This window comes from Corynebacterium sp. Marseille-Q2823, from assembly GCF_903645345.1.
In the GTDB taxonomy this organism is placed as follows: Bacteria; Actinomycetota; Actinomycetes; order Mycobacteriales; family Mycobacteriaceae; genus Corynebacterium; species Corynebacterium hiratae.
In genome coordinates this window covers 87,369-111,192 of the sequence record NZ_CAHJXS010000002.1, presented here as the reverse complement: position 1 = coordinate 111,192, position 23,824 = coordinate 87,369, and the positions used below count along the sequence as shown (strand labels likewise).

Annotated in this window: 25 protein-coding genes and 1 tRNA gene; 17 read left to right on the top strand and 9 right to left on the bottom strand. The window is 60.4% G+C overall.

Annotated elements, in window-relative coordinates; translation table 11 throughout:
• Positions 1-22: 22 nt before the first annotated feature.
• From mltG to nusB, 10 genes are all read left to right on the top strand, one after another.
• Positions 23-1,198, top strand: coding sequence for an endolytic transglycosylase MltG (gene mltG / locus HWX44_RS02450; RefSeq protein ID WP_070513327.1), 1,176 nt, complete (start codon positions 23-25; stop codon positions 1,196-1,198).
• A gap of 4 nt (positions 1,199-1,202) precedes the next feature.
• A complete protein-coding gene (locus HWX44_RS02445) occupies positions 1,203-2,009 on the top strand; it encodes a shikimate dehydrogenase (RefSeq protein WP_175973042.1) in 807 nt (268 codons plus the stop codon).
• Between the two features lie 45 nt (positions 2,010-2,054).
• On the top strand, positions 2,055-2,447 hold the full coding sequence (locus HWX44_RS02440) for a prepilin peptidase (RefSeq protein ID WP_070513254.1): 393 nt from the start codon (positions 2,055-2,057) through the stop codon (positions 2,445-2,447).
• Between the two features lie 51 nt (positions 2,448-2,498).
• Positions 2,499-3,710, top strand: coding sequence for a chorismate synthase (gene aroC / locus HWX44_RS02435; RefSeq protein WP_070513255.1), 1,212 nt, complete (start codon positions 2,499-2,501; stop codon positions 3,708-3,710).
• Positions 3,707-4,216: a shikimate kinase gene (locus HWX44_RS02430; protein ID WP_049154582.1), complete on the top strand. Its 510-nt coding sequence runs from the start codon at positions 3,707-3,709 to the stop codon at positions 4,214-4,216. Before aroC ends, HWX44_RS02430 begins: the two co-directional genes overlap by 4 nt.
• 77 nt (positions 4,217-4,293) lie before the next feature.
• On the top strand, positions 4,294-5,364 hold the full coding sequence (gene aroB / locus HWX44_RS02425) for a 3-dehydroquinate synthase (RefSeq protein WP_175973040.1): 1,071 nt from the start codon (positions 4,294-4,296) through the stop codon (positions 5,362-5,364).
• Positions 5,365-5,403: 39 nt separating this feature from the next.
• Entirely contained in the window at positions 5,404-5,829 is a 426-nt protein-coding gene (gene aroQ, locus HWX44_RS02420) for a type II 3-dehydroquinate dehydratase (protein WP_070516954.1), read from the top strand.
• Positions 5,830-5,872: 43 nt separating this feature from the next.
• Positions 5,873-6,964, top strand: coding sequence for a M24 family metallopeptidase (locus tag HWX44_RS02415; RefSeq protein ID WP_070516956.1), 1,092 nt, complete (start codon positions 5,873-5,875; stop codon positions 6,962-6,964).
• Positions 6,965-7,058: 94 nt separating this feature from the next.
• Positions 7,059-7,622: an elongation factor P gene (efp, locus tag HWX44_RS02410; RefSeq protein WP_046648551.1), complete on the top strand. Its 564-nt coding sequence runs from the start codon at positions 7,059-7,061 to the stop codon at positions 7,620-7,622.
• 1 nt (position 7,623) lies between these two features.
• On the top strand, positions 7,624-8,154 hold the full coding sequence (gene nusB / locus HWX44_RS02405) for a transcription antitermination factor NusB (protein ID WP_049154585.1): 531 nt from the start codon (positions 7,624-7,626) through the stop codon (positions 8,152-8,154).
• 230 nt (positions 8,155-8,384) lie between these two features.
• Here nusB and HWX44_RS02400 read toward each other — a convergent pair whose 3' ends face one another.
• The 6 genes from HWX44_RS02400 to HWX44_RS02375 form a co-directional block, all read right to left on the bottom strand.
• Positions 8,385-9,149 carry an amino acid ABC transporter ATP-binding protein gene (locus tag HWX44_RS02400; protein WP_303049243.1) on the bottom strand — a complete coding sequence of 255 codons (765 nt, stop codon included), beginning with the start codon at positions 9,147-9,149 and terminating at the stop codon, positions 8,385-8,387.
• The gene (locus HWX44_RS02395; protein ID WP_046648548.1) at positions 9,149-10,102 is read right to left on the bottom strand and encodes an amino acid ABC transporter permease; all 954 of its coding nucleotides are present in this window, start codon (positions 10,100-10,102) and stop codon (positions 9,149-9,151) included. Before HWX44_RS02395 ends, HWX44_RS02400 begins: the two co-directional genes overlap by 1 nt.
• On the bottom strand, positions 10,095-10,979 hold the full coding sequence (locus HWX44_RS02390) for an ABC transporter substrate-binding protein (RefSeq protein ID WP_049154587.1): 885 nt from the start codon (positions 10,977-10,979) through the stop codon (positions 10,095-10,097). The genes HWX44_RS02395 and HWX44_RS02390 overlap by 8 nt, the downstream gene beginning before the upstream one ends.
• 3 nt (positions 10,980-10,982) lie before the next feature.
• A complete protein-coding gene (locus HWX44_RS02385; RefSeq protein WP_175973038.1) occupies positions 10,983-11,798 on the bottom strand; it encodes a DUF368 domain-containing protein in 816 nt (271 codons plus the stop codon).
• Between the two features lie 136 nt (positions 11,799-11,934).
• Complete coding sequence (locus HWX44_RS02380) at positions 11,935-12,210, bottom strand: hypothetical protein (RefSeq protein ID WP_046648545.1); 276 nt, start codon at positions 12,208-12,210, stop codon at positions 11,935-11,937.
• A 67-nt stretch (positions 12,211-12,277) separates the two neighbouring features.
• Positions 12,278-12,351: transfer RNA gene (locus tag HWX44_RS02375), tRNA-Leu, on the bottom strand.
• A gap of 91 nt (positions 12,352-12,442) precedes the next feature.
• On the opposite strand from HWX44_RS02375, the gene polA reads away from it, so the two are divergent.
• Positions 12,443-15,094: a DNA polymerase I gene (polA, locus tag HWX44_RS02370; RefSeq protein ID WP_070545655.1), complete on the top strand. Its 2,652-nt coding sequence runs from the start codon at positions 12,443-12,445 to the stop codon at positions 15,092-15,094.
• A gap of 16 nt (positions 15,095-15,110) precedes the next feature.
• Here the strand turns inward: polA and HWX44_RS02365 are convergent, their stop codons facing one another.
• Positions 15,111-15,581 (bottom strand): RDD family protein, encoded by a 471-nt coding sequence (locus HWX44_RS02365; protein ID WP_175973036.1) that lies wholly within the window; start codon positions 15,579-15,581, stop codon positions 15,111-15,113.
• A gap of 60 nt (positions 15,582-15,641) precedes the next feature.
• Positions 15,642-16,382: a class I SAM-dependent methyltransferase gene (locus tag HWX44_RS02360; RefSeq protein ID WP_175973034.1), complete on the bottom strand. Its 741-nt coding sequence runs from the start codon at positions 16,380-16,382 to the stop codon at positions 15,642-15,644.
• 241 nt (positions 16,383-16,623) lie between these two features.
• Between HWX44_RS02360 and rpsA the strand changes: the two genes are divergently transcribed.
• On the top strand, positions 16,624-18,084 hold the full coding sequence (gene rpsA, locus HWX44_RS02355; protein WP_010190105.1) for a 30S ribosomal protein S1: 1,461 nt from the start codon (positions 16,624-16,626) through the stop codon (positions 18,082-18,084).
• A 73-nt stretch (positions 18,085-18,157) separates the two neighbouring features.
• Complete coding sequence (coaE, locus tag HWX44_RS02350) at positions 18,158-18,772, top strand: dephospho-CoA kinase (protein ID WP_049154593.1); 615 nt, start codon at positions 18,158-18,160, stop codon at positions 18,770-18,772.
• Between the two features lie 14 nt (positions 18,773-18,786).
• Here the strand turns inward: coaE and HWX44_RS02345 are convergent, their stop codons facing one another.
• Positions 18,787-20,151 (bottom strand): DUF4185 domain-containing protein, encoded by a 1,365-nt coding sequence (locus tag HWX44_RS02345; protein WP_254868088.1) that lies wholly within the window; start codon positions 20,149-20,151, stop codon positions 18,787-18,789.
• 24 nt (positions 20,152-20,175) lie between these two features.
• On the opposite strand from HWX44_RS02345, the gene HWX44_RS02340 reads away from it, so the two are divergent.
• The 4 genes from HWX44_RS02340 to HWX44_RS02325 all read left to right on the top strand — a co-directional run bounded on the left by HWX44_RS02340 (position 20,176) and on the right by HWX44_RS02325 (position 23,817).
• Entirely contained in the window at positions 20,176-20,538 is a 363-nt protein-coding gene (locus HWX44_RS02340; RefSeq protein WP_102234422.1) for a DUF4259 domain-containing protein, read from the top strand.
• Positions 20,539-20,585: 47 nt separating this feature from the next.
• Positions 20,586-22,679 carry an excinuclease ABC subunit UvrB gene (uvrB, locus tag HWX44_RS02335; RefSeq protein WP_175973032.1) on the top strand — a complete coding sequence of 698 codons (2,094 nt, stop codon included), beginning with the start codon at positions 20,586-20,588 and terminating at the stop codon, positions 22,677-22,679.
• Between the two features lie 110 nt (positions 22,680-22,789).
• Positions 22,790-23,236 (top strand): universal stress protein, encoded by a 447-nt coding sequence (locus HWX44_RS02330; protein WP_175973030.1) that lies wholly within the window; start codon positions 22,790-22,792, stop codon positions 23,234-23,236.
• 140 nt (positions 23,237-23,376) lie between these two features.
• Complete coding sequence (locus tag HWX44_RS02325; protein ID WP_010190091.1) at positions 23,377-23,817, top strand: universal stress protein; 441 nt, start codon at positions 23,377-23,379, stop codon at positions 23,815-23,817.
• Positions 23,818-23,824: the final 7 nt, after the last annotated feature.

Genomic DNA, 23,824 nt, shown 5'->3' with positions numbered 1-23,824 from the left:
ACCTTCACGCATCGGACGCTCGATGGAACCCCAGTACGTCAAGCGCCGCCAGCGCGGCATGGCCGTGCTTATTGCCAGCCTTGTCCTCATCATCGGCGGCCTCGGCTACATCGGTTTCCGCCTGTTGGGAGGGGGCAATACCTTGGACTATGAGGGACAAGGCAATGGTGTAACACAGCTCGTTCAGGTCCCGGAAGGCTCATCCATGGGAGAACTGGCACCTGAGCTAGCAGAAAAGAATGTGGTGAAGACGCCTGAGGCTTTCTCTTCGGCGGCCAATTCCAATCCGCGCGCGAGCCAAATCAAGCCCGGGTTTTACCGTCTCCAAGAGGAGATGAGCGCCAAATCCGCCGTGGAGGCACTGCTTGATGACGCCAACATGGTGGACTTGCTCGACGTGCACGGCGGAGCGACGTTGCTGGACGTCAACGTACTGGGGGGCGATGTCCGGTTTGGTATTTACTCCCTGATCTCGCAGGTCTCCTGTAAGGAGGGTGGTTGCGTATCCGCCGAGGAACTAGAGAAGATCGCGGCCACGGTAGACCCAGCCGAACTGGGTGCGCCGGACTGGGCTGTGGAGGAAGTCCGTGCCCGCGGCGAGGATCCCAAGCGTATTGAGGGTCTTATCGCCCCGGGACAGTACGTGCTTGACCCGAACATGGATGCCCAGGAGATCCTGACCGATCTCATCACTCGTTCGACGAAGAAGTACAACGACACCAACATTGTCGACCGCGCCCAGGCCATTGGCCTGAAACCCTATGAGCTTCTGACCGCAGCATCCCTGGTGGAGCGTGAGTCGCCGGCCGGTGAATTCGACAAGGTTGCGCGCGTCATCCTCAACCGCCTCGACGAGCCGATGCGCTTGGAGTTGGACTCCACTGTGAACTACGGGCTCGAGGACGTCGAGCTGGCCACCACCGATGAGGACCGTAACCGCGAGACCCCGTGGAATACCTATGCGAAGGATGGTCTTCCGGATTCCCCGATCGCCTCGCCGTCGGAGGAGGCCATCCAGGCTATGGAGAACCCGGCAGAGGGCAATTGGCTCTTCTTCGTCACGGTTGATGACAAGGGCACGACGGTCTTTACCGACAACTATGATGAGCACCTCGCCAACGTCGATGATGCGGTGCGCTCTGGCATCCTGGACAGCCAGCGCGAAGGCGCCGGCGAGCCACCAGCAGAGGAGCAGTAATAGGATGCCGCGCGCCGCAGTTTTAGGCAGCCCCATCGAGCATTCGTTATCCCCGGTCCTCCATAAGGCCGGCTATGATGCGCTGAATCTGAAGGACTGGGATTACACCAGGTTCGAGGTGACCGACTTGGCTGCCTTCCTCGCCGAGGTAGGGGAAGAGTACCGAGGTTTCTCGGTGACCATGCCATTGAAGTTCGACGCCTTGGCTTGCGCAGACATCGTGAGCGAGCGCGCCAAGCTCATCGGCTCTGCGAATACCTTGGTGCGCACCGCGGAGGGGTGGCGCGCGGACAACACGGATACGGAAGGCGTGCTGGGCGCACTCGATGAGCTGCTGGGCCCCTCTCAGCCCGCGACGGCTTTGCTCATCGGTGCAGGCGGTACCGCGCGGCCGGTCCTGGGGGGACTAGCCCAGCGTGGTGTCACCGATGTCACCGTGCTCAATCGCTCCGACCGCCTCGACGAGCTACGCCCGCTGGGCGACGCTCTTGGCCTCTCCCTCCACTCGGCATCTTTTGGCGAGGATCTCGCGGGGTTAGCGCGTTCGGTGGACCTCATCGTCTCCACTGTTCCCTCCGCCGTAGTGGAAGAGCATCTGACCCAGTTGGCCAAGGCTCCGGTGTTCGACGTTATCTACGATCCCTGGCCCACCCCGTTAACTGTGTATGCGGCTGCTGATGGCTATCCGACCGTCGGCGGGCACATCATGCTGGCCAACCAGGCTTATTCGCAGTTTGAACAATTTACTGGGCACACCGCGCCGCGGGCGGAGATGCTGGCTGCCCTCAACGCTGCGCTCAAGCTGCCTTAATCAACAGCATGCGCGGCAGCACCCCGCACGGTAGGCTGCGCAGTCATGGGGGATGTGCTTTTCCTGGCGTGGGGGTGCGCCTTAATCGTTTATGACCTGCGTTTCAAACGCCTGCCCAACTATCTGACCCTGCCTGCCGCCGTGCTGTCGCTGTGGTGGTTCGACCCAGCCGGGCTGCTATGGCCGGGGCTTTATATTCTGGTTGCATTGCTGAGCCGTGCCGGAAGCGTGGGCGGGGGTGATCTCAAGCTGGCGTTGCCACTGGGCATGGTGACCGCCCATGCGGCGGGAGTACCAGGGGTAGCGTTCGCGATGGTAGGGGCGTCGCTGAGCACGCTGCTCTGGGGATTCATAACGCAGGATCGGAAACCCGCGCACGGCCCCGGCATGATCATTGCCGCAGCACTCGTCGTTCTCTTTAGCCCCGACACGGTGTGATAGGCGGCCCAGTGCCCCCGAAAGAACCCCTAGCGTGTGATAATAGTCCGCATGCTTCGTTGGACTACCGCAGGTGAATCTCACGGCCAGGCACTCGTTGCACTCATCGAGCACATGCCCGCCGGGGTTCCCGTTTCCCAAGACGACATCGCTCTCCAGCTCTCTCGCCGCCGCCTCGGCTATGGCCGCGGTGCCCGAATGAAGTTCGAGGCCGATGAACTCACCTTGCTCAGTGGCATTCGCCACGGCCTGACCCTGGGCAGTCCGATTGCCATCATGATCGGCAACACGGAGTGGCCGAAGTGGACCACCATCATGTCCCCGGACGCGCTCGATCTCGATGACCCGGAGACCGCTAAGGCGATGGCTTCCGGCCGCGGCGCCCCGCTCACTCGTCCTCGCCCGGGGCATGCCGATTTCGCCGGCATGGTGAAGTTTGATCACGCGGAGGCCCGTCCCATTTTGGAGCGCTCCTCTGCACGCGAGACCGCTGCTCGTGTGGCCGCGGCCACGGTCGCGCGCAACTTCCTCCGCGAAACCCTGGGAGTCGAGGTGCTGTCCCACGTCATTTCCATCGGTGCCTCAGAACCGTATGAGGGCCCGCATCCTAGCTTCGCGGACCTTGAGGCTATCGACGCTTCACCGGTACGCGCCTGCGATAAGGCGGCGGAAGAGTCCATGATCGCAGAAATCGAAACCGCGAAAAAGCAGGGAGACACTCTGGGCGGCATTGTCGAGGTGATCGTGGAAGGCCTGCCGATTGGCTTGGGCTCGCACACCTCGGGTGAAGACCGCCTCGACGCACAGCTCGCCGCCGCCTTGATGGGGATTCAGGCGATCAAGGGCGTCGAGGTCGGCGATGGCTTCGCTGAGGCCCGCCGCCGCGGGAGCGAAGCGCACGATGAAATGGTCCGCACCGACAATGGCGTGGATCGTGAGACTAACCGCGCTGGTGGTCTGGAAGGCGGCATGACCAACGGCCAGACGCTGCGCGTCCGCGCGGCGATGAAGCCGATTTCCACGGTCCCGCGTGCGCTCAAGACGGTCGACATGGCCACAGGTGGGGCGGCTACCGCTATTCACCAACGTTCCGACGTCTGCGCGGTACCGGCTGCCGGTGTCGTGGCAGAGGCGATGGTGGCGCTCGTTCTCGCGCGTGCGGTGCTGGAGAAATTCGGCGGCGATAGCCTCGCCGAAACCAAGCGCAACATCGCTGCCTACCAGGACTACGTGGCAGGCCGACTGGAGTGGGGTGACGCATGAACTCCCCACACGTCGTCCTTGTAGGACCTCCCGGTGCCGGCAAAACCACGATTGGTCGCCGCCTGTCGCGGGCACTGAACTGCGACGTTGTTGATACCGATAGCCTCATTGAGGCGCGCTATGGAAAGAAGTGCGGCGAGATTTTCTCCGAGCTGGGTGAGCCGGAATTCCGCGAAGTGGAAGCCGAGGTTGTGCGCGAGGCGCTGGCTACCACCGGGGTGGTGAGCCTAGGTGGCGGTGCCGTGCTGACAGAATCGACGCGGGACTTGCTCGATAGCCTGACCGTCGTCTACCTCGACATCACACCCGAAGAAGGCGTCACCCGCACGATGGGGGGTACCAACCGCCCGATTCTCGAGTCGGCGGATCCTCTCGCGCGTTATTCCCAACTCTTGGAGGAGCGACGGCCGCTCTACACCAAGGTTGCGGATTTAAAGGTACGCACAGGCGTGCGCTCCCCGCAGCAGGTGGTGGGCGATATTTTGAGCTTCCTTGAGACTCTCTAAGACACTGGCTTATTGTCACTCCACCCCCGCGACGACTAATGAAGACGACTACTAGCGCTGCTGAAGGAGCCGCTCCCATGCACACCATTCCGGTTAACGGACCATCCCCCTACGAGGTCACGATTGGTAGTGGTCTCAGTGCTGCGATGATTGAGCGCGCCGCCAGTATTGGTGCGGCGAAGGTGGCGATTATCCACCAGCCGCCGCTGTCCCAAGCTGCCCGCAAACTCGCTGAGCAAGCCAGCGCACAGGGCCTCGAGGCCACCCCGGTCGAGGTTCCCGATGCCGAGGCTGCCAAGCAGCTTGATGTGTTGGCACGTCTGTGGGATGTGTTCGGTGACGCTGGGTTTAGCCGCCGCGATGCAGTCATCGGCCTCGGTGGCGGTGCCGTCACAGATTTGGCGGGTTTTGCTGCGGCAACGTGGATGCGCGGCATCCCGGTTATTCAGGCTCCGACGACGCTGCTGGCGATGGTTGATGCTGCCGTGGGCGGGAAGACAGGTATCAACACAGCCGCAGGAAAGAACCTCGTTGGGGCGTTCCACGAGCCGGATTCAGTCTTCGTCGACCTGGATCACCTGCGCACGCTGCCCGAAGACGAGATCATCGCTGGCTCCGCAGAAATCATCAAGACTGGTTTCATCCACGATCCACGCATCATCGAGCACTATCTAGCGGACCCCGCCGCTTGCCTCAAACCGGAAGGCCTGCTTCCTGAACTCATCGAGCGGTCCATTGCCGTCAAGGCGCACGTGGTGGGCCAGGACTTGAAGGAGTCCGGTCTGCGCGAAACCCTTAATTACGGCCATACCTTCGGCCACGCCGTGGAACGCCGCGAAAATTACTCGTGGCGCCACGGCCGTGCTGTGGCGGTGGGCATGATGTTTATTGCGCACCTGTCCCACGCTCGGGGGCTTATCGACGCCAGCCTCGTTGCCACCCACCGAGACATCCTCACCCGGATCGGGCTGCCCACCACCTATGAGCAGGGCCACTTCGAGGAGTTGCTCGACGGCATGCGGCACGACAAGAAGAACCGCGAGGGTCGCATCCGCTTCGTCGCGCTCACTGGTATTGGGCAAACAACCCGCCTAGAAGACGCAACAGAAGAGGAGTTGCGCGCAGCTTACACGCAACTGGCCTCGTAGAGTTTCAGCTGACCCCCTAAAGCTTAAGGAGCGCACACCATGACCATCCTCGTTCTCAACGGTCCCAACCTGAACCGTTTGGGGAAGCGCCAGCCGGAGATTTACGGCAGCGAAAGCCTAGCGGATATCGAAAGCCAAGTGCGCGCCGCGGCGGGGGAGGAAGAGATCGTCTTCTTCCAGTCCAACCATGAGGGTGAACTCATCGAGCAAGTGCATCGAGCCGCCGACGAAGGCTGGCCCGTGATCATCAACCCAGGCGGCTTTACCCACACGTCGGTGGCGCTACGAGATGCCTTGGCGGAGGTAGCCGATGGCGCCGGTTTCGTCGAGGTTCACCTCTCCAACGTGCATGCACGCGAGGCTTTCCGCCAACACTCTTACCTCAGTCCACTCGCGCGCGGTGTTATCGCAGGGCTGGGCTCGTATGGCTACGTCGCGGCACTGGGGTACCTACTGGCAAATTAGCTATCATGGAGTATCGCTTGAAAATGAATGGAGTGGTTCTCTCATGGCATTAGCCGATACTCGTTATAGCAACCGTCGCCGTAAGCTTATGACCGAGCTGTCCGGCCAGCGTATTGACGCCATTATTGTTACCCACTTGACGCACGTGCGCTACCTGACAGGTTTTTCCGGCTCGAATGGCGGTTTGTTGCTCCGCAAAGATCTCTCCGCACTCATGGCAACTGATGGTCGCTACACAACCCAGATTGCACAGGAAGTCCCGGATATCGAAGCCAGCCTTGGCCGCGATGTGGGCCCGCACCTGTTGGAGAAGGCATCCGATGATCTGCGGGTTGGCTACGAGGCGGACTATGTCACTGTCGCACAGCTCGAGCGTCTGGAGAAGGCAAAGCCCGAAGGCGTAACGCTGGTACCCGTCACCGGGGTGATTGAGAAGATTCGCCTGGTCAAGGACAACATTGAACTCCAGAAACTGGAAGAAATTGCCGCTTTGGCAAACCAGGCGCTCACCGAGCTCATCGAGGCTGGTGAGGTAGCTGCTGGCCGCACGGAGCGACAGGTCGCTGCTGACCTGGAATACCGCATGCGCATGCTCGGTTCGGAGCGCGTGAGCTTTGACACCATCGTGGCCTCCGGCGAAAACTCCGCTAAGCCGCACCATGGTGCAGATGACCGTGAGCTGCGCAAGGGTGACTTGGTCACGATTGATTTCGGCGCTCACCTGCGCGGTTTTAACTCCGACTGCACACGCACCTTTGTCATCGGTGAGGTCACTGACTTTGCCCGTGAAATCTACGACATCGTCCTGCGAGCCCAGGAAGCAGGCGTCGAGGCTGCGGTGCCGGGCGCGAAGCTTGTCGACGTCGACGCGGCCTGCCGCGATATCATTACCGAGGCCGGCTATGGCGAGTACTTCGTCCACTCCACCGGCCACGGCATCGGGCTTGACGTGCACGAAGGCCCCTCCGCAGCAAAGACCGGGAAGGGCGAGTTGGCTGAAGGTATGACGCTGACCATCGAGCCAGGCATCTACGTTCCGGGCAAGGGCGGTGTTCGTATCGAGGACAGCCTCTTCATTACCTCCGGTGCGCCGAAGATCATTACGCCCTACCCGAAGGAACTTCAGGTGCTGTAGCCAGCACCCCTTCGCTCCGCTGGTGCCGTGCGTACGGTATGCTTAGACACTGTTTTCATAGTTTCGACTACAAGTAATTTGGGAGAGTCATTTCATGGCAGATACCACTGATTTCAAGAACGGTCTCGTTCTGAAGATCGACAACAAGCTGCAGCAGATTGTCGAGTTTCAGCATGTGAAGCCGGGCAAGGGCCCAGCTTTCGTGCGTACCAAGCTCAAGGACGTGGTCTCTGGCAAGGTAACGGACAAGACTTTCAACGCTGGCGTGAAGGTGGAGACCGCTAACGTCGACCGCCGCGACATGACCTACCTGTACAACGATGGCCAGAACTACGTGGTCATGGATGATAAGACCTACGAGCAGTACGAGCTGCCATTTGACAAGTTCGGCGACGCCGGCAAGTTCCTTTTGGAAAACATGCGCGTCCAGGTCTCCTTCCACGACGGTGAGGCTCTGTTCGGTGAGCTGCCGATCTCCGTTGACCTGAAGGTGGAGCACACTGAGCCGGGCCTGCAGGGTGACCGCTCCAGCGGCGGCACTAAGCCGGCGACGCTCGAGACCGGTGCTGAGATCCAAGTTCCGTTGTTCATTGAGACCGGTAACACCCTCAAGATCGATACCCGTACTGGCGAGTACCTGTCTCGCGTTAACAACTAAGATGACCCAGCCAGAGCCTAATTATAAGCGTCACACGGCGCGCTACCGTGCGCGCCGCCGAGCCGCAGATATCCTCTTCGAGGCAGAGTCGCGCGATGTTGATCCGGTAGCAATCGTGGAGGACCGCGTCGAGCTTGCCCGCGATCCGGAAAATGGTGTGGCGCCGATCGCTGAGTACACCCGCGAGATCGTCAGCGGCGCAGCTGAAGAGTTGGACGCTATCGATGACGCCATCGCCCGCTACCTTTCCAGCGAATGGTCCCTCGAGCGCATCCCTGCTGTTGACCGCGCGATCATGCGCGTAGCGGTATGGGAAATCCTCTTCAACGCGGATGTTCCCAACGCGACTGCGCTCGTCGAAGGCGTAGAGCTTGCCTCGGAGTACTCCAATGACAAGGCCGCGCCCTACATCCACGCGGTGCTGGATGACGTCATCCAAGCCCAGTCCGCGGATAGCCCGATGGCCTCGGCCTCTGCCGAGGACTCTGAGGAGCCCGCTGAGACTGCGGAAGACGAAGGCGTCTCCGAGTAGAGCCTACGTCTTTCCCTAAAGCCCTAAACTCCGGCCAGCTATCCTTTTCGGACTGGTCGGGGTTTCGCTTTTTAGCTGGCTTTCGCCACGTTGGAACGGTTCTTGAGCAAAATAAACTGCCCTAGTTGCCAAAACCATTGCTCTCGCCGCGATGGCGGCGCATAACTTTGGCAACTAGGGCAGTTGCGGCGGTGGTGCCGCGCGTGCGTCGGTGGTTGCAGTGCAGCGCGCTAGAGCAGCGAAGAGAGGAAATCCTTCGTGCGCTGGTGCTGCGGGTTGTCCAAGACCTGCTCCGGGGTGCCGGTTTCGACGACGCTGCCGCCATCCATGAAGACAATGGTGTCGGCGACCTCTCGGGCAAAGCCCATCTCGTGGGTAACAACGAGCATGGTCATGCCATCGGCGGCAAGCTCCTTCATGACGCGGAGAACCTCACCGACGAGCTCGGGGTCGAGGGCGGAGGTGGGCTCGTCGAAGAGCATCAGCTTCGGGTCCATGGCAACCGCACGGGCAATGGCGACACGCTGCTGCTGACCACCAGACAGTTGCACCGGGTAGGCCTCCGCCTTGTGCGCGAGGCCAACCTTTTCCAGCAGCTCCATGGCCTTCTTCTTGGCTTGCTCTGGGTTCTGCTTCTTTACTTGGACCGGTGCCTCGATGATGTTTTCCAGCACGGTGCGGTGGCTAAACAGGTTGAACTGTTGGAAGACCATGCCGATATCCTGGCGCTGGGCGGCGGCTTCCTTCTCGGAGATCTCATAGAGCACGCCGTTGCGCTCGCGGAAACCGATGAGCTCGCCGTCAATGTAGAGGCGGCCTGCCGTGACCTTCTCCAAGTGATTGCAGCAGCGCAGGAAGGTGGACTTGCCGGAACCGGAGGGACCCAAGAGACAGGTGACCTCGCCGGGCATGACGGTGAGGTCGATTCCTTTAAGAACCTCGAGCTGGCCGAAGGATTTGTGCACATTCTGCGCGGAGATCATGGGGGTGGTCATTAGTTCTTTACCTCCGGGATGACAGAGACGTTGCGGGGGATAGTTCCTTCGGCATCCGCTAGCGCCGCCAGCTGGCGGCCGGTGAGCTCGCGGGTGGCGCCGCGCTCAAAGCGGCGCTCCAGGAAGTACTGGCCCACCATGAGCAGAGAGGTGATGGCCAGGTACCACGTCGCGGCCACCATCAGAAGTGGAATGGGCTCGAAGAGCGCAGCGGAGATATCCGTAGCGCGGCCAAAGATTTCGGCGGTGTAGGGAATGGCAACCACAAGGGAGGAAGTCTTGAGCAGAGAAATGAACTCATTGCCGGTCGGCGGGATGATGATGCGCATAGCCTGCGGCAGCACCGTGCGGCGCATGGTCATCCACCAGCCCATTCCCAGGGCCTTGCTGGCTTCCTTCTGGCCTTCCGGAACGGAGGAGATACCGGAGCGGACGATCTCCGCCATGTATGCGGCTTCGTTGAGGCCCAAGCCCAAGACGGAAAGAAGGAATGCGTTATTGAGAACCTCGGTGAGGGAAATCTCCGCGAATCCTAGGTTGATGGATTGGTAGAGGGCTGAAAGTAGACCCCAGAAAACGAGCTGTACGTAGATTGGCGTGCCACGGAAGAGCCACAGGAAGACCCACGACACGCCTCCCAGCACAGGGTTGGGGGACATGCGCATCACCGCGAGGGCAGCGCCGCCCACGACGCCGATGATCATCGCCAGAATCGTAATGGCAATGGTGTGCAGTGCAGCGGTGGCAATCCGAGTATCGAAAAGATACTGGAAATACGTTCCCCATCCGAAGGCCTCGTTGCGTGCCGAGGAGATGATGAACCACACTGCAAGCAGCGCGAGGAGGGTAGCGAAGACCCAGCGCCAAGGGTGGCGCAGTGGGCGGGCTTCGATCTTTTCTGGGGTAGTCGAAGCCGACGACTCCGACGCTGCCGGGAGAGAGGAGTTAGTCATTGATCGGCCTTTCATTAATCATTGCGTGTTCGACGAGGCCCTCGTCGACGCCCCACTTATTGAGTATCTCTGCATAGGCTCCGGTGTCGATGAGGTGTTGGAGTGCCGCGGCCACGGCGGGTCCGAGGTCAGAATCCTTGGGCACGGCGAAGCCGTAGGGTGCCGCGTCGAACATTTCGCCGACCATGGACATACGTCCATCTGAGCGGTTAACAGCCCAGGCAGAAACGGGGGAGTCCGCTGAGAGAGCATCAGCGCGCCCCATCAGGACCGCTAGGGCGGCATTATCGCTCGTGTCATAGGGAAGAATGGTCAGGTCGCCGTCGCAGGCTTCCTGCTTGGGGCGCAGATCGTCGGTCTCCGATACCGTGGTGCGCTGCACCGCGACGGTGAGGCCACAGGGGTTGGATGGGTCCACGTCATTGGGGCCATCGGTGAGTTTCGCCCACTGAATGCCGGCATAAAGAATATCGACGAAATCGAAGTTCTCGCGCCGCTCATCGGTATCGGTGAATCCGGAACCGCCCAGATCGATTTGTCCGGCTTGGACCGCCGGCAGAATCATAGAGAAGTCTTGCTCCACCGGCTGAAATTCAAGCCCCAATACTTGGGCGACGGCATTGGCCAAGTCCATCTCTAGGCCGATGATCGAGCCGTCGGAATCCTTGAATTCGAAAGGCGCAAAAGGCGGGTTCGTGCCTACTGTAAGGACGCCATCGGCATCCTCGTACATCGCGGCAATCTCGGGAACTTCGTCCACGTTGGGCGCAGACCAGCCTTCCGGCAGCGCCGGCTCCACGTTGGTAACACAGCCGGAGAGGGTTGCGGATGCTAGCAACCCGGCAGCGCCCACGATGATGGCCGTTTTCTTTCTCATGCTTTAACTCTCTTGGTAGCTAGCGGCTTTGCGCCGGTCCACAACGATGAAAATGGCCACGATAATGCCACCAATCGCGAACATAAGCAGGATCAGTGGTGTGGAGGCGTCTTGGTCAGCGCCCCACGGCCACAACGCACGCAGGGAGCCGAGCATGAAACCAGCCATGGCTGCAAGGGTGACATCGCGGTGATTATCCAGCAGGTAGTTCAATACCTTGACGAAAGCTGCGAGGCCACACACCGCGCCGAGTGCGAAGACACCCACGACGACCATGTTGCGGTCTGAGACCGCACCGATAATCGGCGCGTAGAGGCCCATGGTCAGCAAAATGAGGGAGCCTGACACACCGGGAAGAACGAGCGCGCACACAGCCACCATGGCCGCTAGGAAAACCACGAGCAGGTTGGGGTCTTCCACTGGGGTGGAGGTGAAGCCGGTGACGAAGAAGATTGCGACAGCGGCGATGAGAAGCGCGGCCAAGGAGGCGGGCGAAAAACGCGACATCATGCTCAGCGGCACGATGATAGACACGGCGACCATGCCGAGGAAGAGCGCGCTGGATAGCGAAACCTGGCCCTCCACAAAGTTATGGAGGATCGTGGAGAAGCCGAAAACGGCGACGAACATGCCGACGGCAACGGAGACGAGGAAGCCCCATTCGACCTTCTTGAAACGGCCGGAGATGAGATCATTGGCGTTATGCAAAGCGCGCTCATAGATGCCGACGATGAGCGCAACGGTGCCGCCGGAGATTCCGGGGACTAACTCGGCCATGCCAATAAGGGCGCCGCGAATGGCGTTGAAAAGATAATGCATAAACCGAAAGTAACCTTGACTGTCTACCCGGTGGGATTGCCGTGCCGGGAAGAGCGGGTGAGCAGATGACTTTTTATTCTCTCACCTCAACGCAGGCTTATGCAAACTATTCAATCAGTAGAAGGATATACGCCTTTTACATCGGCAGGCGCTTGGATACTTCGCCGTAGATCGATCCCAGGATGGCGAAGACAGTGAGGCCGACGAGGCCGTCGAGAAGCACTGCGTAGAAATTATTCAGCTGAGGATCGTTGGAGGAAGCCGTGGACTTGCGCAGTTCTTGATAGTAAGAAGATCCTTCAACCTTGGTGGATATCTGCTTGTCCGCGCTAGATTCGGCAGCAGTAGCAGCGGCGGTGCCGCCTACGGTGAGGGCAATGGCGGTGCTCACAGCGATGATAGTGCGACGCATGGCGACGGGTTCCTTTCCGTTGAAAACGCTAACACCCCACAACAAGCTCTGTTGTGGGGTGGAATTGTGCCCCTGGTGAGACTCGAACTCACACTACACGGGTTTTGAATCCGTTGCCTCTGCCAATTGGGCTACAGGGGCGCACAAGCAACGATACTAGCGCAGCGGACCAATTCGAACCTAATTGCCTGCCTGTGGCCCTCGACGGTGTCATTGAGCGCAACACGTTAGGATGGGCCGGGTGACTACTTCTCAGCCTCGACTCCTGCTCATTGATGGCCACTCCATGGCCTTTCGCGCATTTTATGCACTGCCCGCAGAGAACTTCTCCACCTCGGGCGGTCAGCACACTAATGCGGTGTATGGCTTTCTTTCCATGTTGGCGAACATTCTGACTGAGGAAAAGCCGGACTTTGTCGCGGTGGCCTTCGATGTGGGGCGAAAGACCTTCCGCACGGAGATGTTCCCGGAGTATAAGGCGCAGCGTGAAGCCGCCCCCGAAGAGTTCCGCGGCCAGGTCGAGCTCATCCGTGAGGTTTTGGAGACGCTTGGAATCACTACGCTGTCGCGCGATAACTTCGAAGCTGACGACATCGTGGCTACGTTGTCCACTCAGGCCGGCGCGGATTATGAGACCTTCCTGGTCACTGGTGACCGCGACTATTTGCAGCTTGTCGACGACTCCACGACCGTCCTCTATCCCATGCGCGGAGTCTCCAAGCTGCACCGCTTTACCCCGGAGGCAGTAGAAGAGAAGTATGGCCTCAGCCCCGAGCAATACCCAGATTTCGCAGCCCTGCGCGGGGACCCCTCCGATAACCTGCCGTCTGTCCCGAAGGTGGGGGAGAAGACCGCCACGAAGTGGATCACGCAGTACGGCTCTTTGGATGGCCTCATCGAGCACGCCGAGGAGATAAAGGGCGTGGCGGGGCAAAACTTCCGCGATCGCATCGAACAGGTCAAGCTCAACCGACAGCTCACGCAAATGGTGACGGATATGGACCTCGAGGTCGGCCCGGCGGACCTCGGCTTTAAGGGTGCCGTGGCTAGCGAGGTGGCAGCTCGCTTTGATGAATTGGAATTCGGCACGAATCTGCGCGAGCGGGTTCTCAACGCCGTACCGCATGACGCAGCAGCTGAAGCCGCGGCGGCTGAGGAGGCACCAGACGTATCGGTGACCGTGGTAGACACTCCGCTGGCTGAGTGGCTCGAAGACAAAGAACACGTAGCGGTCTTCGTGCAAGGCGACGGAACACCGGGCGCGGGTGATGCCGCCGCACTAGCACTCGTCGATTCCTCCTTCGAGGGACTCCAGATTGAATTGGCGGACCTGGACGCGGCCGATGACGCCGCACTGGCTGCCTGGTTGGAATCGGATGCGCCGAAGTACCTCCACGAGGCAAAGGCGGCATGGCATATGTTGTCCGGCCGGGGAATCGAGCTGCAAGGAATTGCCCACGACACCGCTCTCGCCGCCTATCTCTTGCGGCCGGGCCAGCGCACCTACGCCTTGACGGATGTGTACCAGCGCCATCTGCAGAAGTCCCTCGGGGCTGCCACGGAGCAGCTCTCCCTCTTGGATGACAATCAGCTTGTGGAACAGGCCGGCGCCATCATGGAGCTGGCGGCAGAATTGACGAGTCAACTCCAGGAGATTGATTCCTTCGAGCTGTATACCGACCTCGAGCTGCCTCTGGTGAGCATCCTGGCGCGTATGGAAGCCGCCGGCATCGCGGTGGACCGAGACGTCCTGGAGACGCAGCGCGATGCCTTCATCGAGCAGGTTAACGAGCAAGAGCGCGCTGCCCGCGAGCTCGCTGGTGACGATTCCCTCAATCTGAACTCCCCGAAGCAGCTGCAGGCAGTGCTTTTTGAGACCTTCGATATGCCAAAGACGAAGAAGACCAAGACCGGCTATTCCACCGCGGCCAAGGAAATCGAGCAGCTCGCTGCTACCCACCCGCACCCCTTCTTGGACCACCTGCTGGCGCACCGCGAGTATCAGAAGATGAAAACGACGCTGGAGGGGCTCATCAAGACCATCCAGCCGGATGGCCGCATCCACACCACGTTCAACCAGACTGTGACCTCAACGGGCCGGTTGTCCTCCACGGAGCCGAACCTGCAAAACATTCCGGTGCGCACGGAGGCGGGGCGCCAGATTCGCTCGGCCTTTGTGGTGGGGGAAGGCTATGAAACCCTGATTACGGCGGACTACTCGCAGATCGAGATGCGCGTTATGGCGCACCTGTCTGCTGATCCGGGCCTTATCGAGGCCTACCGTGAGGGCGAGGATCTGCACAACTACGTCGGCTCCAAGGTCTTTGACGTTCCGGTGGATGAGGTCACGCCGGAGCTGCGCCGCCGCGTCAAAGCCATGTCCTATGGCCTTGTGTATGGTCTTTCCGCTTATGGTCTGTCGCAGCAGCTAGGTATCCCGGCACGTGAAGCCAAGGAGATCATGGAGAGCTATTTCGAACGCTTCGGTGGCGTGAAGCGCTATCTCGATGAGGTTGTCGTGCAGGCCCGCAAGGATGGCTACACCTCCACGGTCTTCGGGCGCCGCCGCTATCTACCGGAGCTCAACTCCGATAACCGTGTGGCGCGCGAAAACGCCGAGCGTGCGGCCCTCAATGCGCCCATCCAGGGCACAGCGGCAGACATCATCAAGGTCGCCATGATCCGCGTGGACAAGGCTTTGGAAGGCATGGCTTCGCGCGTGCTCCTCCAAGTTCACGACGAACTCGTCGTGGAGGTGGCGACAGGTGAAACCGAGGAAGTCCAGCGCATCCTCGAACACGAGATGGACAAGGCTATCGAGTTGACCGTGCCCCTCGAAGTCTCCGTGGGCGTGGGCAAGAACTGGGATGCCGCAGCGCACTAGGGAGCGCTTTAGGGATTTAAGTCAAGCCCACCGCGCGCTCGTCCTCGGTGGGCGTGCGGCGCTCCACCAAGCACCCGGCGAGGAGATCGAAGGGAGTTTGTCCCAGCAGTAGGACGCTCAATCCGAGGATGGCCAAAATGGTTGCCTCAACATAGGGGAGTCCTGTCAGTGCAACAAGGGTGAGGAGTAGCCAGCTGTTGCGAATTGCAGCGCTGGCGATGCCGGGACGCTCGGCGATGACCTCCAGCTTCAGCGACCACTTGCCCAGGGAGGTTTGCTTGGTCGCCTCTGCCCACACCCGGTAGACGTAGAAGACGAGGGCGAGGGCGACGATGTCATATATGGCGCCCGCCCTGCCTGTGAGTGCGGCATCGGTGCTGAGGTTGATGAGCCACTTGAGCACCACGATGACGGCGGCGGCGAGGAAAGCGTCGATCCACCACGCCACCGTGCGGCGCAGAAAAATCCCGAGGCGTTCTTGAAGCATGACTGCCAGCTTAGTTCGCTGCGACCGGCAGACTCGGCAACAGGGTGGGCGGTATCCGGCTTAGCGCGCGTCGCAGACGAAGATGGCGGTACCGGGGAAAATGGCTCCCCTTTCAGGAGACCACTGGCCCCAAGTGATGTCGAGGCCCTCTGGCCACTCGGGCTCGATGAGGTTGTGAATTTCAAATGAACCGCGCACCTGGAGCGCTCGCACCCAATCACCCATCGTGCGGTGAAACTCGGCATAGGTGAGCTCGTCGTTGGCATCCTGCTCGAGGTAGGCGCGCTCGAAATAGGACAGCGCTGCGGTGAGGACCTGGGGATCGTCGGGGAAGACCCAGCGCATCGGGTGTGGCACAGAAAAGACGAAGCGGCCACGTGGGCGCAGGACCCGGTGGACCTCGCGCAGAGCTAGGTCTAGGTCGGCCACGAAGGGCAAGGCGCCGAAGGCGGAGAAGACGACGTCGAAGGCTTCATCGCGATAGGGAAGTGCCAGGGCATCAGCTTGGACTAGCGGTAGCTCGGGTGCGGCATGGGAGAGCATTCCCGACGAGAGATCGAAGCCCGTCGCAAAGCGCGCGCGTCCTTGTAGCCACCGCGTGCAAGGCGCGGAGCCGCAGCCGAGCTCGAGGACGGTAGCGGAGGAGACGTCGCCAAGCAGCTGCGCATCAGCCTCATGCAGCATTTCCGGACACCAGTAGAAAGAGGATAGATACTCGGGATGATCTGCGTGGTAGGAGTCGGCGTCATCATCCCAGAAATTACGATTGGCTGCGGATGCAGAAAACGATGCTGAAGACATTCTTCCTTTCCCAATTCTTTTTCCATGTCGTATTTGCCGTTTTAGCTGCGAGGATGTAGGGTTGTACGGGCGTGTCTATGACTCGGGACGCGCTGGGCTACTGTAGGAGAGCTTGGCACGGCTGCGAGTCGGGATTGGAATCCATCTTAAGCCTTGCGTATTTACGCTGCTTAATGACGCTTTTCAAGAGACGCGTAACTGTCCAATTACGATCTCCTACGTTTATTCGGAGCATAACTACATGCCAACTTCTAACACCCCTCAGGTTGCGATCAACGACATCGGAACCGCAGAGGACTTCCTCGCAGCTGTCGACGCCACCATCAAGTACTTCAACGATGGTGACATCGTCGAGGGCACCGTGGTCAAGGTTGACCACGACGAGGTCCTGCTCGACATCGGTTACAAGACCGAAGGCGTCATCCCGTCCCGCGAGCTCTCCATCAAGCACGACGTCAACCCGGATGAGGTTGTCGAGGTCGGCGACGAGATCGACGCTCTTGTTCTCACCAAGGAGGACAAGGAAGGCCGTCTGATCCTGTCCAAGAAGCGCGCACAGTACGAGCGCGCTTGGGGCGCCGTCGAAGAGCTGCACGCCAAGGAGGAGCCGGTTACCGGTACCGTCATCGAGGTTGTCAAGGGTGGTCTCATCCTGGACATCGGCCTCCGTGGCTTCCTCCCGGCTTCCCTCGTTGAGATGCGCCGCGTTCGCGACCTGGAGCCGTACATCGGCCAGGAGCTCGAGGCCAAGATCATCGAGCTGGACAAGCAGCGCAACAACGTTGTCCTGTCCCGCCGCGCATACCTCGAGCAGACCCAGTCCGAGGTCCGCTCCGAGTTCCTGCACCAGCTGCAGAAGGGCCAGGTCCGCAAGGGCGTTGTCTCCTCCATCGTCAACTTCGGCGCCTTCGTCGATCTCGGCGGTGTCGACGGCCTGGTTCACGTTTCCGAGCTGTCCTGGAAGCACATCGACCACCCGTCCGAGGTTGTCACCGTGGGCGACGAGGTCACCGTCGAGGTCCTCGACGTCGACCTGGACCGCGAGCGCGTGTCCCTGTCCCTGAAGGCAACCCAGGAGGATCCGTGGCGCGTCTTCGCCCGCACTCACGCTGTGGGCCAGATCGTCCCGGGCAAGGTCACCAAGCTCGTTCCGTTCGGCGCCTTCGTTCGCGTCGAGGAGGGCATCGAGGGCCTCGTCCACATCTCCGAGCTGGCTCAGCGCCACGTGGAGGTTCCGGACCAGGTTGTCAACGTTGGCCAGGAAGTCATGGTCAAGGTCATCGACATCGACCTCGAGCGTCGCCGCATCTCCCTGTCCGTTAAGCAGGCAGACGAGGACTACACCGACGAGTTCGATCCGTCCAAGTACGGCATGGCTGACTCCTACGACGAGCAGGGCAACTACGTGTTCCCGGAGGGCTTCGACCCGGAGACCAACGAGTGGCTCGAGGGCTACGACGAGCAGCGCCAGGCTTGGGAGGCTCGCTACGCCGAGTCCGAGCGTCGCTTCAACCTGCACACCGCTCAGATCGAGCGCAACCGTGCTGCAGCCGCTGAGGCCGCCGAGTCCGCTGCCAACTCCAACTACTCTTCCGAGTCTCAGGATGCAGCTCCGGCATCCGATTCTCAGGCAGAGGTTGGCGGCTCCCTCGCATCCGACGAGCAGCTCGCTGCTCTTCGCGACAAGCTCGCTGGCAACTAAGGACATTGCTTCTTAGGAAAGGCCGTCTTTTCCCGCTGGGGGAGAGGCGGCCTTTCGCGTATCCTAAGCCGGTATGAAACTGATTGGACTTACCGGCGGAATCGGCAGCGGAAAATCCACCGTAGCGCAGCTCCTCGTGCAGGAAGGCTGGGTACTGGTCGATGCAGACCGCATCGCCCGTGACATCGTTGAGCCAGGCCAGCCGGCACTCACTGAGCTGGCGGAGGCCTTTGGGCAGGACATTCTGCTCCCCGATGGGAGCCTTGATCGCGGTCTCTTGGCCTCCCGCGCTTTTGCCAGCGCCGAGAAAACCGCTGTTCTCAACTCCATTACCCACCCGCGTATCCAGGAAGAAACCCAGGCACGCTTCGAGGCAGCGCGCCAAGGCGGTGCCGAGTTCGTGGTTTATGACATGCCGCTCCTCGTCGATAAAGGGCTCCACGGAGACATGGACGCCACCATCGTCGTCGACGTCGACGCAGAGGAGCGAGTACGCCGACTAGTCGAGTACCGCGGCCTGGAGGAAACCGATGCACGCCGCCGCATAGCCGCGCAGCTCCCCGACGATGTGCGCCGTGCCGCCGCCGACTTCGTCATTGATAACAACGGCCCCCGCGAAGCGCTCGATGGGCAGGTCGCGGGGGTCGTCGAGAAGCTGCGTGCACTCCTAGGCTCACCCGATAGCTAAGAATCTCTTTCTAACTATCGCGTTGCTACGACGTCTGAGACGGCGATGTGGTCATTGTTTTCCATGTCTTCACCCACAAAATCGAGGTCCGTGCGCATAAGCATGGTGTTGTAGTCGCGCCACGACGTTAGCGTGTAATACAGGTGCTGATCATCCTGGTTTGGCAGCACGAAGGGCGCGTAGGTGTCGTTGAGAGGTTCGCCGCTGACGACCTTTGTGGTCTCGGCGCTGACTAGCATGCGGCGTGGCGACCACGGTCCCTCCGGACTATCCGCAGTGCGCATGACGATGCCTTCACCTTCCACCCCGTACATGGTGACGAACTTGCCCAAGTACTGGTTGTAGGCGACGGAGAGCTCTGAGACCTTACCGTCAAGCACTTCGCTAGCTTGTGCGGGGTCCTTTACCCAGGAGCCATCAGAGTAGTAGCTGAAGGCACGTTCGTTGGGGAATTCCGACTTTGGTGCGCGCGATAGGTAAGCGGGGCCGCGGCGGCCGTTGCCCGTGGTGAAGCGGTAGACATAGTCCCCGTGCTCGATGTAGGCCGATTGCTGTAGTTTCTCAAAACCGGCGCGATAGTTGGCCCCGCCAGGGATGGGCGCGTTCGCACCGTGGCTAGCGTTGGTGCGTGTGGCCTCCGGAACCGCGCGCCACGTGACTCCGCCATCGGTGGACTTCACCGTCGCGGCATAGTTGGTGGACCAGCCTGTGTTCGGGTCGTGCCACGAGCGCACGGACATGTAGTCAACGTAATGCACGCCGTCAACAACGATGCCCGCGGTGGGGATCGTGGTGCGCTCACCGTTGGTATCGGCATCCCCAACCTTTTGTGAAGGAATGAACTCCTTTGCCCGGCCATTGTCGGACCAGCCGCCAGTAGTCAGTGCCTCCTCGAGACGCAGGCCGTCGCCATAATCGTGGTCCGTCGTGCGCAACAGGAGGTTAGAACGCCAACCATCGCCCTCGCCGACGCAGTCCATGGAGTCACCGAAGACGTAGTAGGAATGACCTGTGTCATCAGAGTAGGCGATGCCCAGATCGGTCCCGGAGATGCCAAACTTTTGATCCGTGCGGTTGGGTGAACCGGCACCGGTGATCAGCTGCTTGATCTGGGTGGGCCCGCCAGTGATTTCGCGCTGGTTATAGTTGCTGCGCTGCTTCAGCTCCCGCCTTCGGAGAGCGCGAGCGCATCGAGCCCACCGAGAGAGATCACGCTGACGAGCCTTGGAGGAAAGACCAGACTTCGGTAGAGTGGCGCGGCGAGGCCGAGGGTGTCTGGGATACGGCGAGGCCCGGCACGTCAGTGCTGCAGCGAACTCCAGATCAGCGCCAGCAGGAACTTTGAGGGGAAATTTACCTGCTGCTCTCATCCCGTTCATGTAAGCGGTTTATTCTCCCCCTTCATGGGAACCTGGGACGTTGGGCCTTTTGATAATCATGCCGCGTGCGAAGTGCTCGCGGATATTCGTGACGGTTCCTTCGACCTCGATGCATTCAAAAAGAGCTGTGTGGATTCGCCCATTGATATCGACGACGCCGAGATTGTCATCGCCTTGGGAGCGCTGGCCACGGCGCCGGCCGACAAGCTGCCCCCGGGGATCAGCACTGACGCTGTCAAGGCGCTGCGCACACCGCAGACCCGGGCGTGGTTGCGCAAGCGGATCAACACGGCGATGGAGCCGGACAAATCCGCAATCTATGCGCTCTGGGAGACCACCGGTGAGCTCGAGCTGTGGCTGCGCACCACGCGTGCGGCACTGCCCTAAGTCGCGGTCCTAGCAGGTTTCGGTCGCGCCGCGTTAGACTGGTCGCCATGGCTTTTGCTGCTGAACACCCTATCCTGCCGGTCTCTGAGCACCGCCCCGTCGGCGAAGTTGAGCGCCGCTCGGCCGAGTTTCGTGTTGAGTCCGAGTACCAGCCCGCCGGTGACCAACCTGCGGCTATCGCGGAACTCAACGAACGCCTCAACCGCGGAGAGCGCGACGTGGTTCTCATGGGTGCCACGGGCACTGGTAAGTCAGCGACCGCTGCGTGGCTTATTGAACAGCAGCAGCGCCCGACACTGGTGATGGCGCCGAATAAAACGCTGGCCGCACAGCTGGCGAATGAGCTGCGTCAACTTCTGCCACACAACGCGGTGGAGTATTTCGTCTCTTATTACGACTACTACCAACCGGAGGCCTATATCGCGCAGACGGACACCTATATTGAGAAGGATTCCTCTATCAACGAGGACGTGGAGCGCCTGCGCCACTCGGCAACGTCGGCGCTTCTCTCGCGTCGTGATGTCGTCGTCGTCTCCTCTGTGTCCTGCATCTATGGCCTGGGCACGCCGCAGTCCTATCTTGATCGCTCGGTTGTGCTCGAGGAAGGGGAGGAGATTGACCGCGATCGCTTCCTGCGTCTGCTCGTCGATATTCAGTATGAGCGCAATGATGTGGGCTTTACGCGCGGAACCTTCCGCGTCAAGGGCGATACCGTGGATATCATCCCGGCCTACGAAGAGCGTGCGGTACGCATCGAGTTTTTTGGTGATGACGTGGACGAGCTCTATTACATCCACCCGCTTACGGGTGATGTGCTCGAGCGGGTCGATGAGGTGCGGATCTTTCCCGCAACGCACTATGTAGCGGGTCCAGAGCGCATGGCTCGTGCCATCGAGGACATCAAGGCGGAACTCGCGGAGCGACTCGCGGAGCTTGAGAACCGCGGCAAGTTGCTCGAAGCGCAGCGCCTGCGCATGCGTACCGAATACGACCTCGAGATGATTGAGCAGGTGGGCTTTTGCTCCGGCATTGAGAACTACTCGCGCCACGTTGATGGCCGCCCCGCCGGTTCCGCGCCGGCGACGCTCTTGGATTATTTCCCAGAGGACTTCCTCACCATCATCGATGAGTCTCACGTGACCGTCCCGCAGATCGGCGGCATGTTTGAGGGCGATATGGCGCGCAAGCGCAACCTCGTGGAGTTTGGCTTCCGTCTTCCTTCTGCCGTAGACAACCGGCCGTTGACCTTCGATGAGTTTGAGGAGCGCGTCGGCCAAACCGTCTACATGTCGGCCACACCGGGCGATTTCGAAATGACGGCCTCCGGCGGCGAGTTCGTGGAACAGGTCATTCGCCCCACCGGCCTCGTAGACCCGAAGGTGACGGTCAAACCCACCAAGGGCCAGATTGATGATCTCATCGATGAGGTCCGCGCCCGCACCGCGAAGCAGGAGCGCGTCCTGGTCACAACCTTGACCAAACGTATGGCGGAGGACCTCACTGACTATCTGCTCGAACACGGCATCAAGGTGCGCTACCTCCACTCGGATATCGACACCCTGCAACGCGTGGAGCTGCTGCGGCAGCTGCGCTTGGGTGAGTTCGACGTTCTTGTGGGTATCAACCTGCTGCGTGAGGGCCTTGATCTTCCTGAGGTGTCACTCGTTGCCATCTTGGATGCTGACAAGGAAGGCTTCCTGCGCTCCACTACCTCGCTCATTCAGACGATTGGCCGCGCCGCCCGAAACGTCTCCGGTGAGGTCATTATGTATGCGGACAAGATTACGGACTCGATGCAGGAAGCCATCGAGGAGACCGAGCGCCGCCGTGAGAAACAGATTGCCTATAACAAGGAGCACGGCATCGACCCGCAGCCCCTGCGTAAGAAAACCGCCGACATTTTGGATCAGGTCTATGAAAACGCCGACGAGCAAGGGGAGGGCGCGGATCCCACGGCAATCGTCGACAAGCCAGATGTGTCCTCCATGGCGGCCGACGAGGTGCAGGCGCTTATCGACGACCTGACGACCCAAATGCGTGAGGCCGCCCGAGAACTCAAATTCGAGTTGGCGGGGCGTCTGCGCGATGAGATCGCTGATCTGAAAAAGGAGCAACGCGGTCTTAAGGAGGCCGGGATCTAATGGCGCGCCCAGTGCTGAAATTTGCCAACTCAATGTGCGGGTAAAATCCGTCTCTGCGTAGAAGACCGTGTCATACTGTTAAGGATTAATCGCTACTTATAAGGAGAATCATGCTGAGCTACAACGTCATCGCCGTCGGAACCGATGGCTCTCAGACTTCCATGCGCGCTGTCCGTTCTGCCGCATCCATGGCGCGCGCCTATGACGCGACGCTGATTATCGTGTCCGCTTTCTACAACCACTCTGGTTCGATGCTTGGCGCCCCCAACTCAGAGGACGCCCGAGTACCGGTGGTGAGCGAAGAGATGTCGGAAAGCTTCCTCAACAATGCCGCGGAGATCGCGCACGGCGAGGGCGCGAAGCGCATTGAAATCATTGCTAAGTCCGGTGACCCTGTGAATTCACTCCTCGAGGTGGGCAAGGATTACGGCGTCGATATGTTCGTCGTGGGCAACAAGGGAATTCACTCAGTGCGCGGTCGCGTGTTTGGTTCCGTAGCGACAGAGCTCACGCGCAAGGCCCACACTGACGTCGTGGTGGTCAACACCACTGACTAGGGCAGTGCAACGCGTGCGTACTCTCGTGCGCGCTGATCGACGTGAATGCGCCAGCGTTGTTAGACTAGCTGGTGCGCAAAAGCTTTAAAATTTTGTCAAGCGGTGGCCTCACGGTTGGGGCCCAGCGAAGAAAGGTCATCATGAGCGATTACAACAAGATCGTGGTCGGCACCGACGGTTCCAAGTCCTCCCTGCTCGCAGTGGAGCGTGCCGCCAAAATCGCCGCAGCCTTCGATGCCACCCTCATCATCGGTTGCGCCTACTACGAGAACCAGGAGCAGGCTTCCAAGACCCTGCGCCAGGATTCCGTAACGATTCTCGGTGATGAGAAGGCCCAGGCCAACCTCGCCTCCGGCAAGGAGCACGCAGAGAAGTTCGGCGTGACAAAGGTGGAGACCGCTGTGCGCCCGGGCACTCCGGTCCAGGCCCTGATGTCCATCGTCAACGACAACAAGGCAGACCTGCTCATCGTTGGTAACCGTGGAATCAACTCCCTGACCGGTCGCCTGCTTGGTTCGGTACCGGCGGATGTTGCACGTCAGTCTGATTGCGACGTCATGATCGTCCACACTGTGAACTAGGACGCTC

Coding starts and splice junctions, on each gene's coding strand:
- HWX44_RS02440 (WP_070513254.1), top strand. CDS start 2,055: ATGGGGGATGTGCTTTTCCTGGCGTGGGGGTGCGCCTTAATCGTTTAT.
- uvrB (WP_175973032.1), top strand. CDS start 20,586: ATGGCTTTTGCTGCTGAACACCCTATCCTGCCGGTCTCTGAGCACCGC.
- HWX44_RS02380 (WP_046648545.1), bottom strand. CDS start 12,210: ATGCGTCGCACTATCATCGCTGTGAGCACCGCCATTGCCCTCACCGTA.
- HWX44_RS02415 (WP_070516956.1), top strand. CDS start 5,873: ATGGCATTAGCCGATACTCGTTATAGCAACCGTCGCCGTAAGCTTATG.
- HWX44_RS02330 (WP_175973030.1), top strand. CDS start 22,790: ATGCTGAGCTACAACGTCATCGCCGTCGGAACCGATGGCTCTCAGACT.
- HWX44_RS02430 (WP_049154582.1), top strand. CDS start 3,707: ATGAACTCCCCACACGTCGTCCTTGTAGGACCTCCCGGTGCCGGCAAA.
- HWX44_RS02365 (WP_175973036.1), bottom strand. CDS start 15,581: ATGCTTCAAGAACGCCTCGGGATTTTTCTGCGCCGCACGGTGGCGTGG.
- efp (WP_046648551.1), top strand. CDS start 7,059: ATGGCAGATACCACTGATTTCAAGAACGGTCTCGTTCTGAAGATCGAC.
- HWX44_RS02390 (WP_049154587.1), bottom strand. CDS start 10,979: ATGAGAAAGAAAACGGCCATCATCGTGGGCGCTGCCGGGTTGCTAGCA.
- HWX44_RS02400 (WP_303049243.1), bottom strand. CDS start 9,149: ATGACCACCCCCATGATCTCCGCGCAGAATGTGCACAAATCCTTCGGC.
- HWX44_RS02360 (WP_175973034.1), bottom strand. CDS start 16,382: ATGTCTTCAGCATCGTTTTCTGCATCCGCAGCCAATCGTAATTTCTGG.
- mltG (WP_070513327.1), top strand. CDS start 23: ATGGAACCCCAGTACGTCAAGCGCCGCCAGCGCGGCATGGCCGTGCTT.
- HWX44_RS02345 (WP_254868088.1), bottom strand. CDS start 20,151: ATGAACGGGATGAGAGCAGCAGGTAAATTTCCCCTCAAAGTTCCTGCT.
- aroQ (WP_070516954.1), top strand. CDS start 5,404: ATGACCATCCTCGTTCTCAACGGTCCCAACCTGAACCGTTTGGGGAAG.
- HWX44_RS02395 (WP_046648548.1), bottom strand. CDS start 10,102: ATGACTAACTCCTCTCTCCCGGCAGCGTCGGAGTCGTCGGCTTCGACT.
- nusB (WP_049154585.1), top strand. CDS start 7,624: ATGACCCAGCCAGAGCCTAATTATAAGCGTCACACGGCGCGCTACCGT.
- coaE (WP_049154593.1), top strand. CDS start 18,158: ATGAAACTGATTGGACTTACCGGCGGAATCGGCAGCGGAAAATCCACC.
- HWX44_RS02445 (WP_175973042.1), top strand. CDS start 1,203: ATGCCGCGCGCCGCAGTTTTAGGCAGCCCCATCGAGCATTCGTTATCC.
- polA (WP_070545655.1), top strand. CDS start 12,443: ATGGGCCGGGTGACTACTTCTCAGCCTCGACTCCTGCTCATTGATGGC.
- HWX44_RS02325 (WP_010190091.1), top strand. CDS start 23,377: ATGAGCGATTACAACAAGATCGTGGTCGGCACCGACGGTTCCAAGTCC.
- aroC (WP_070513255.1), top strand. CDS start 2,499: ATGCTTCGTTGGACTACCGCAGGTGAATCTCACGGCCAGGCACTCGTT.
- aroB (WP_175973040.1), top strand. CDS start 4,294: ATGCACACCATTCCGGTTAACGGACCATCCCCCTACGAGGTCACGATT.
- HWX44_RS02385 (WP_175973038.1), bottom strand. CDS start 11,798: ATGCATTATCTTTTCAACGCCATTCGCGGCGCCCTTATTGGCATGGCC.
- HWX44_RS02340 (WP_102234422.1), top strand. CDS start 20,176: ATGGGAACCTGGGACGTTGGGCCTTTTGATAATCATGCCGCGTGCGAA.
- rpsA (WP_010190105.1), top strand. CDS start 16,624: ATGCCAACTTCTAACACCCCTCAGGTTGCGATCAACGACATCGGAACC.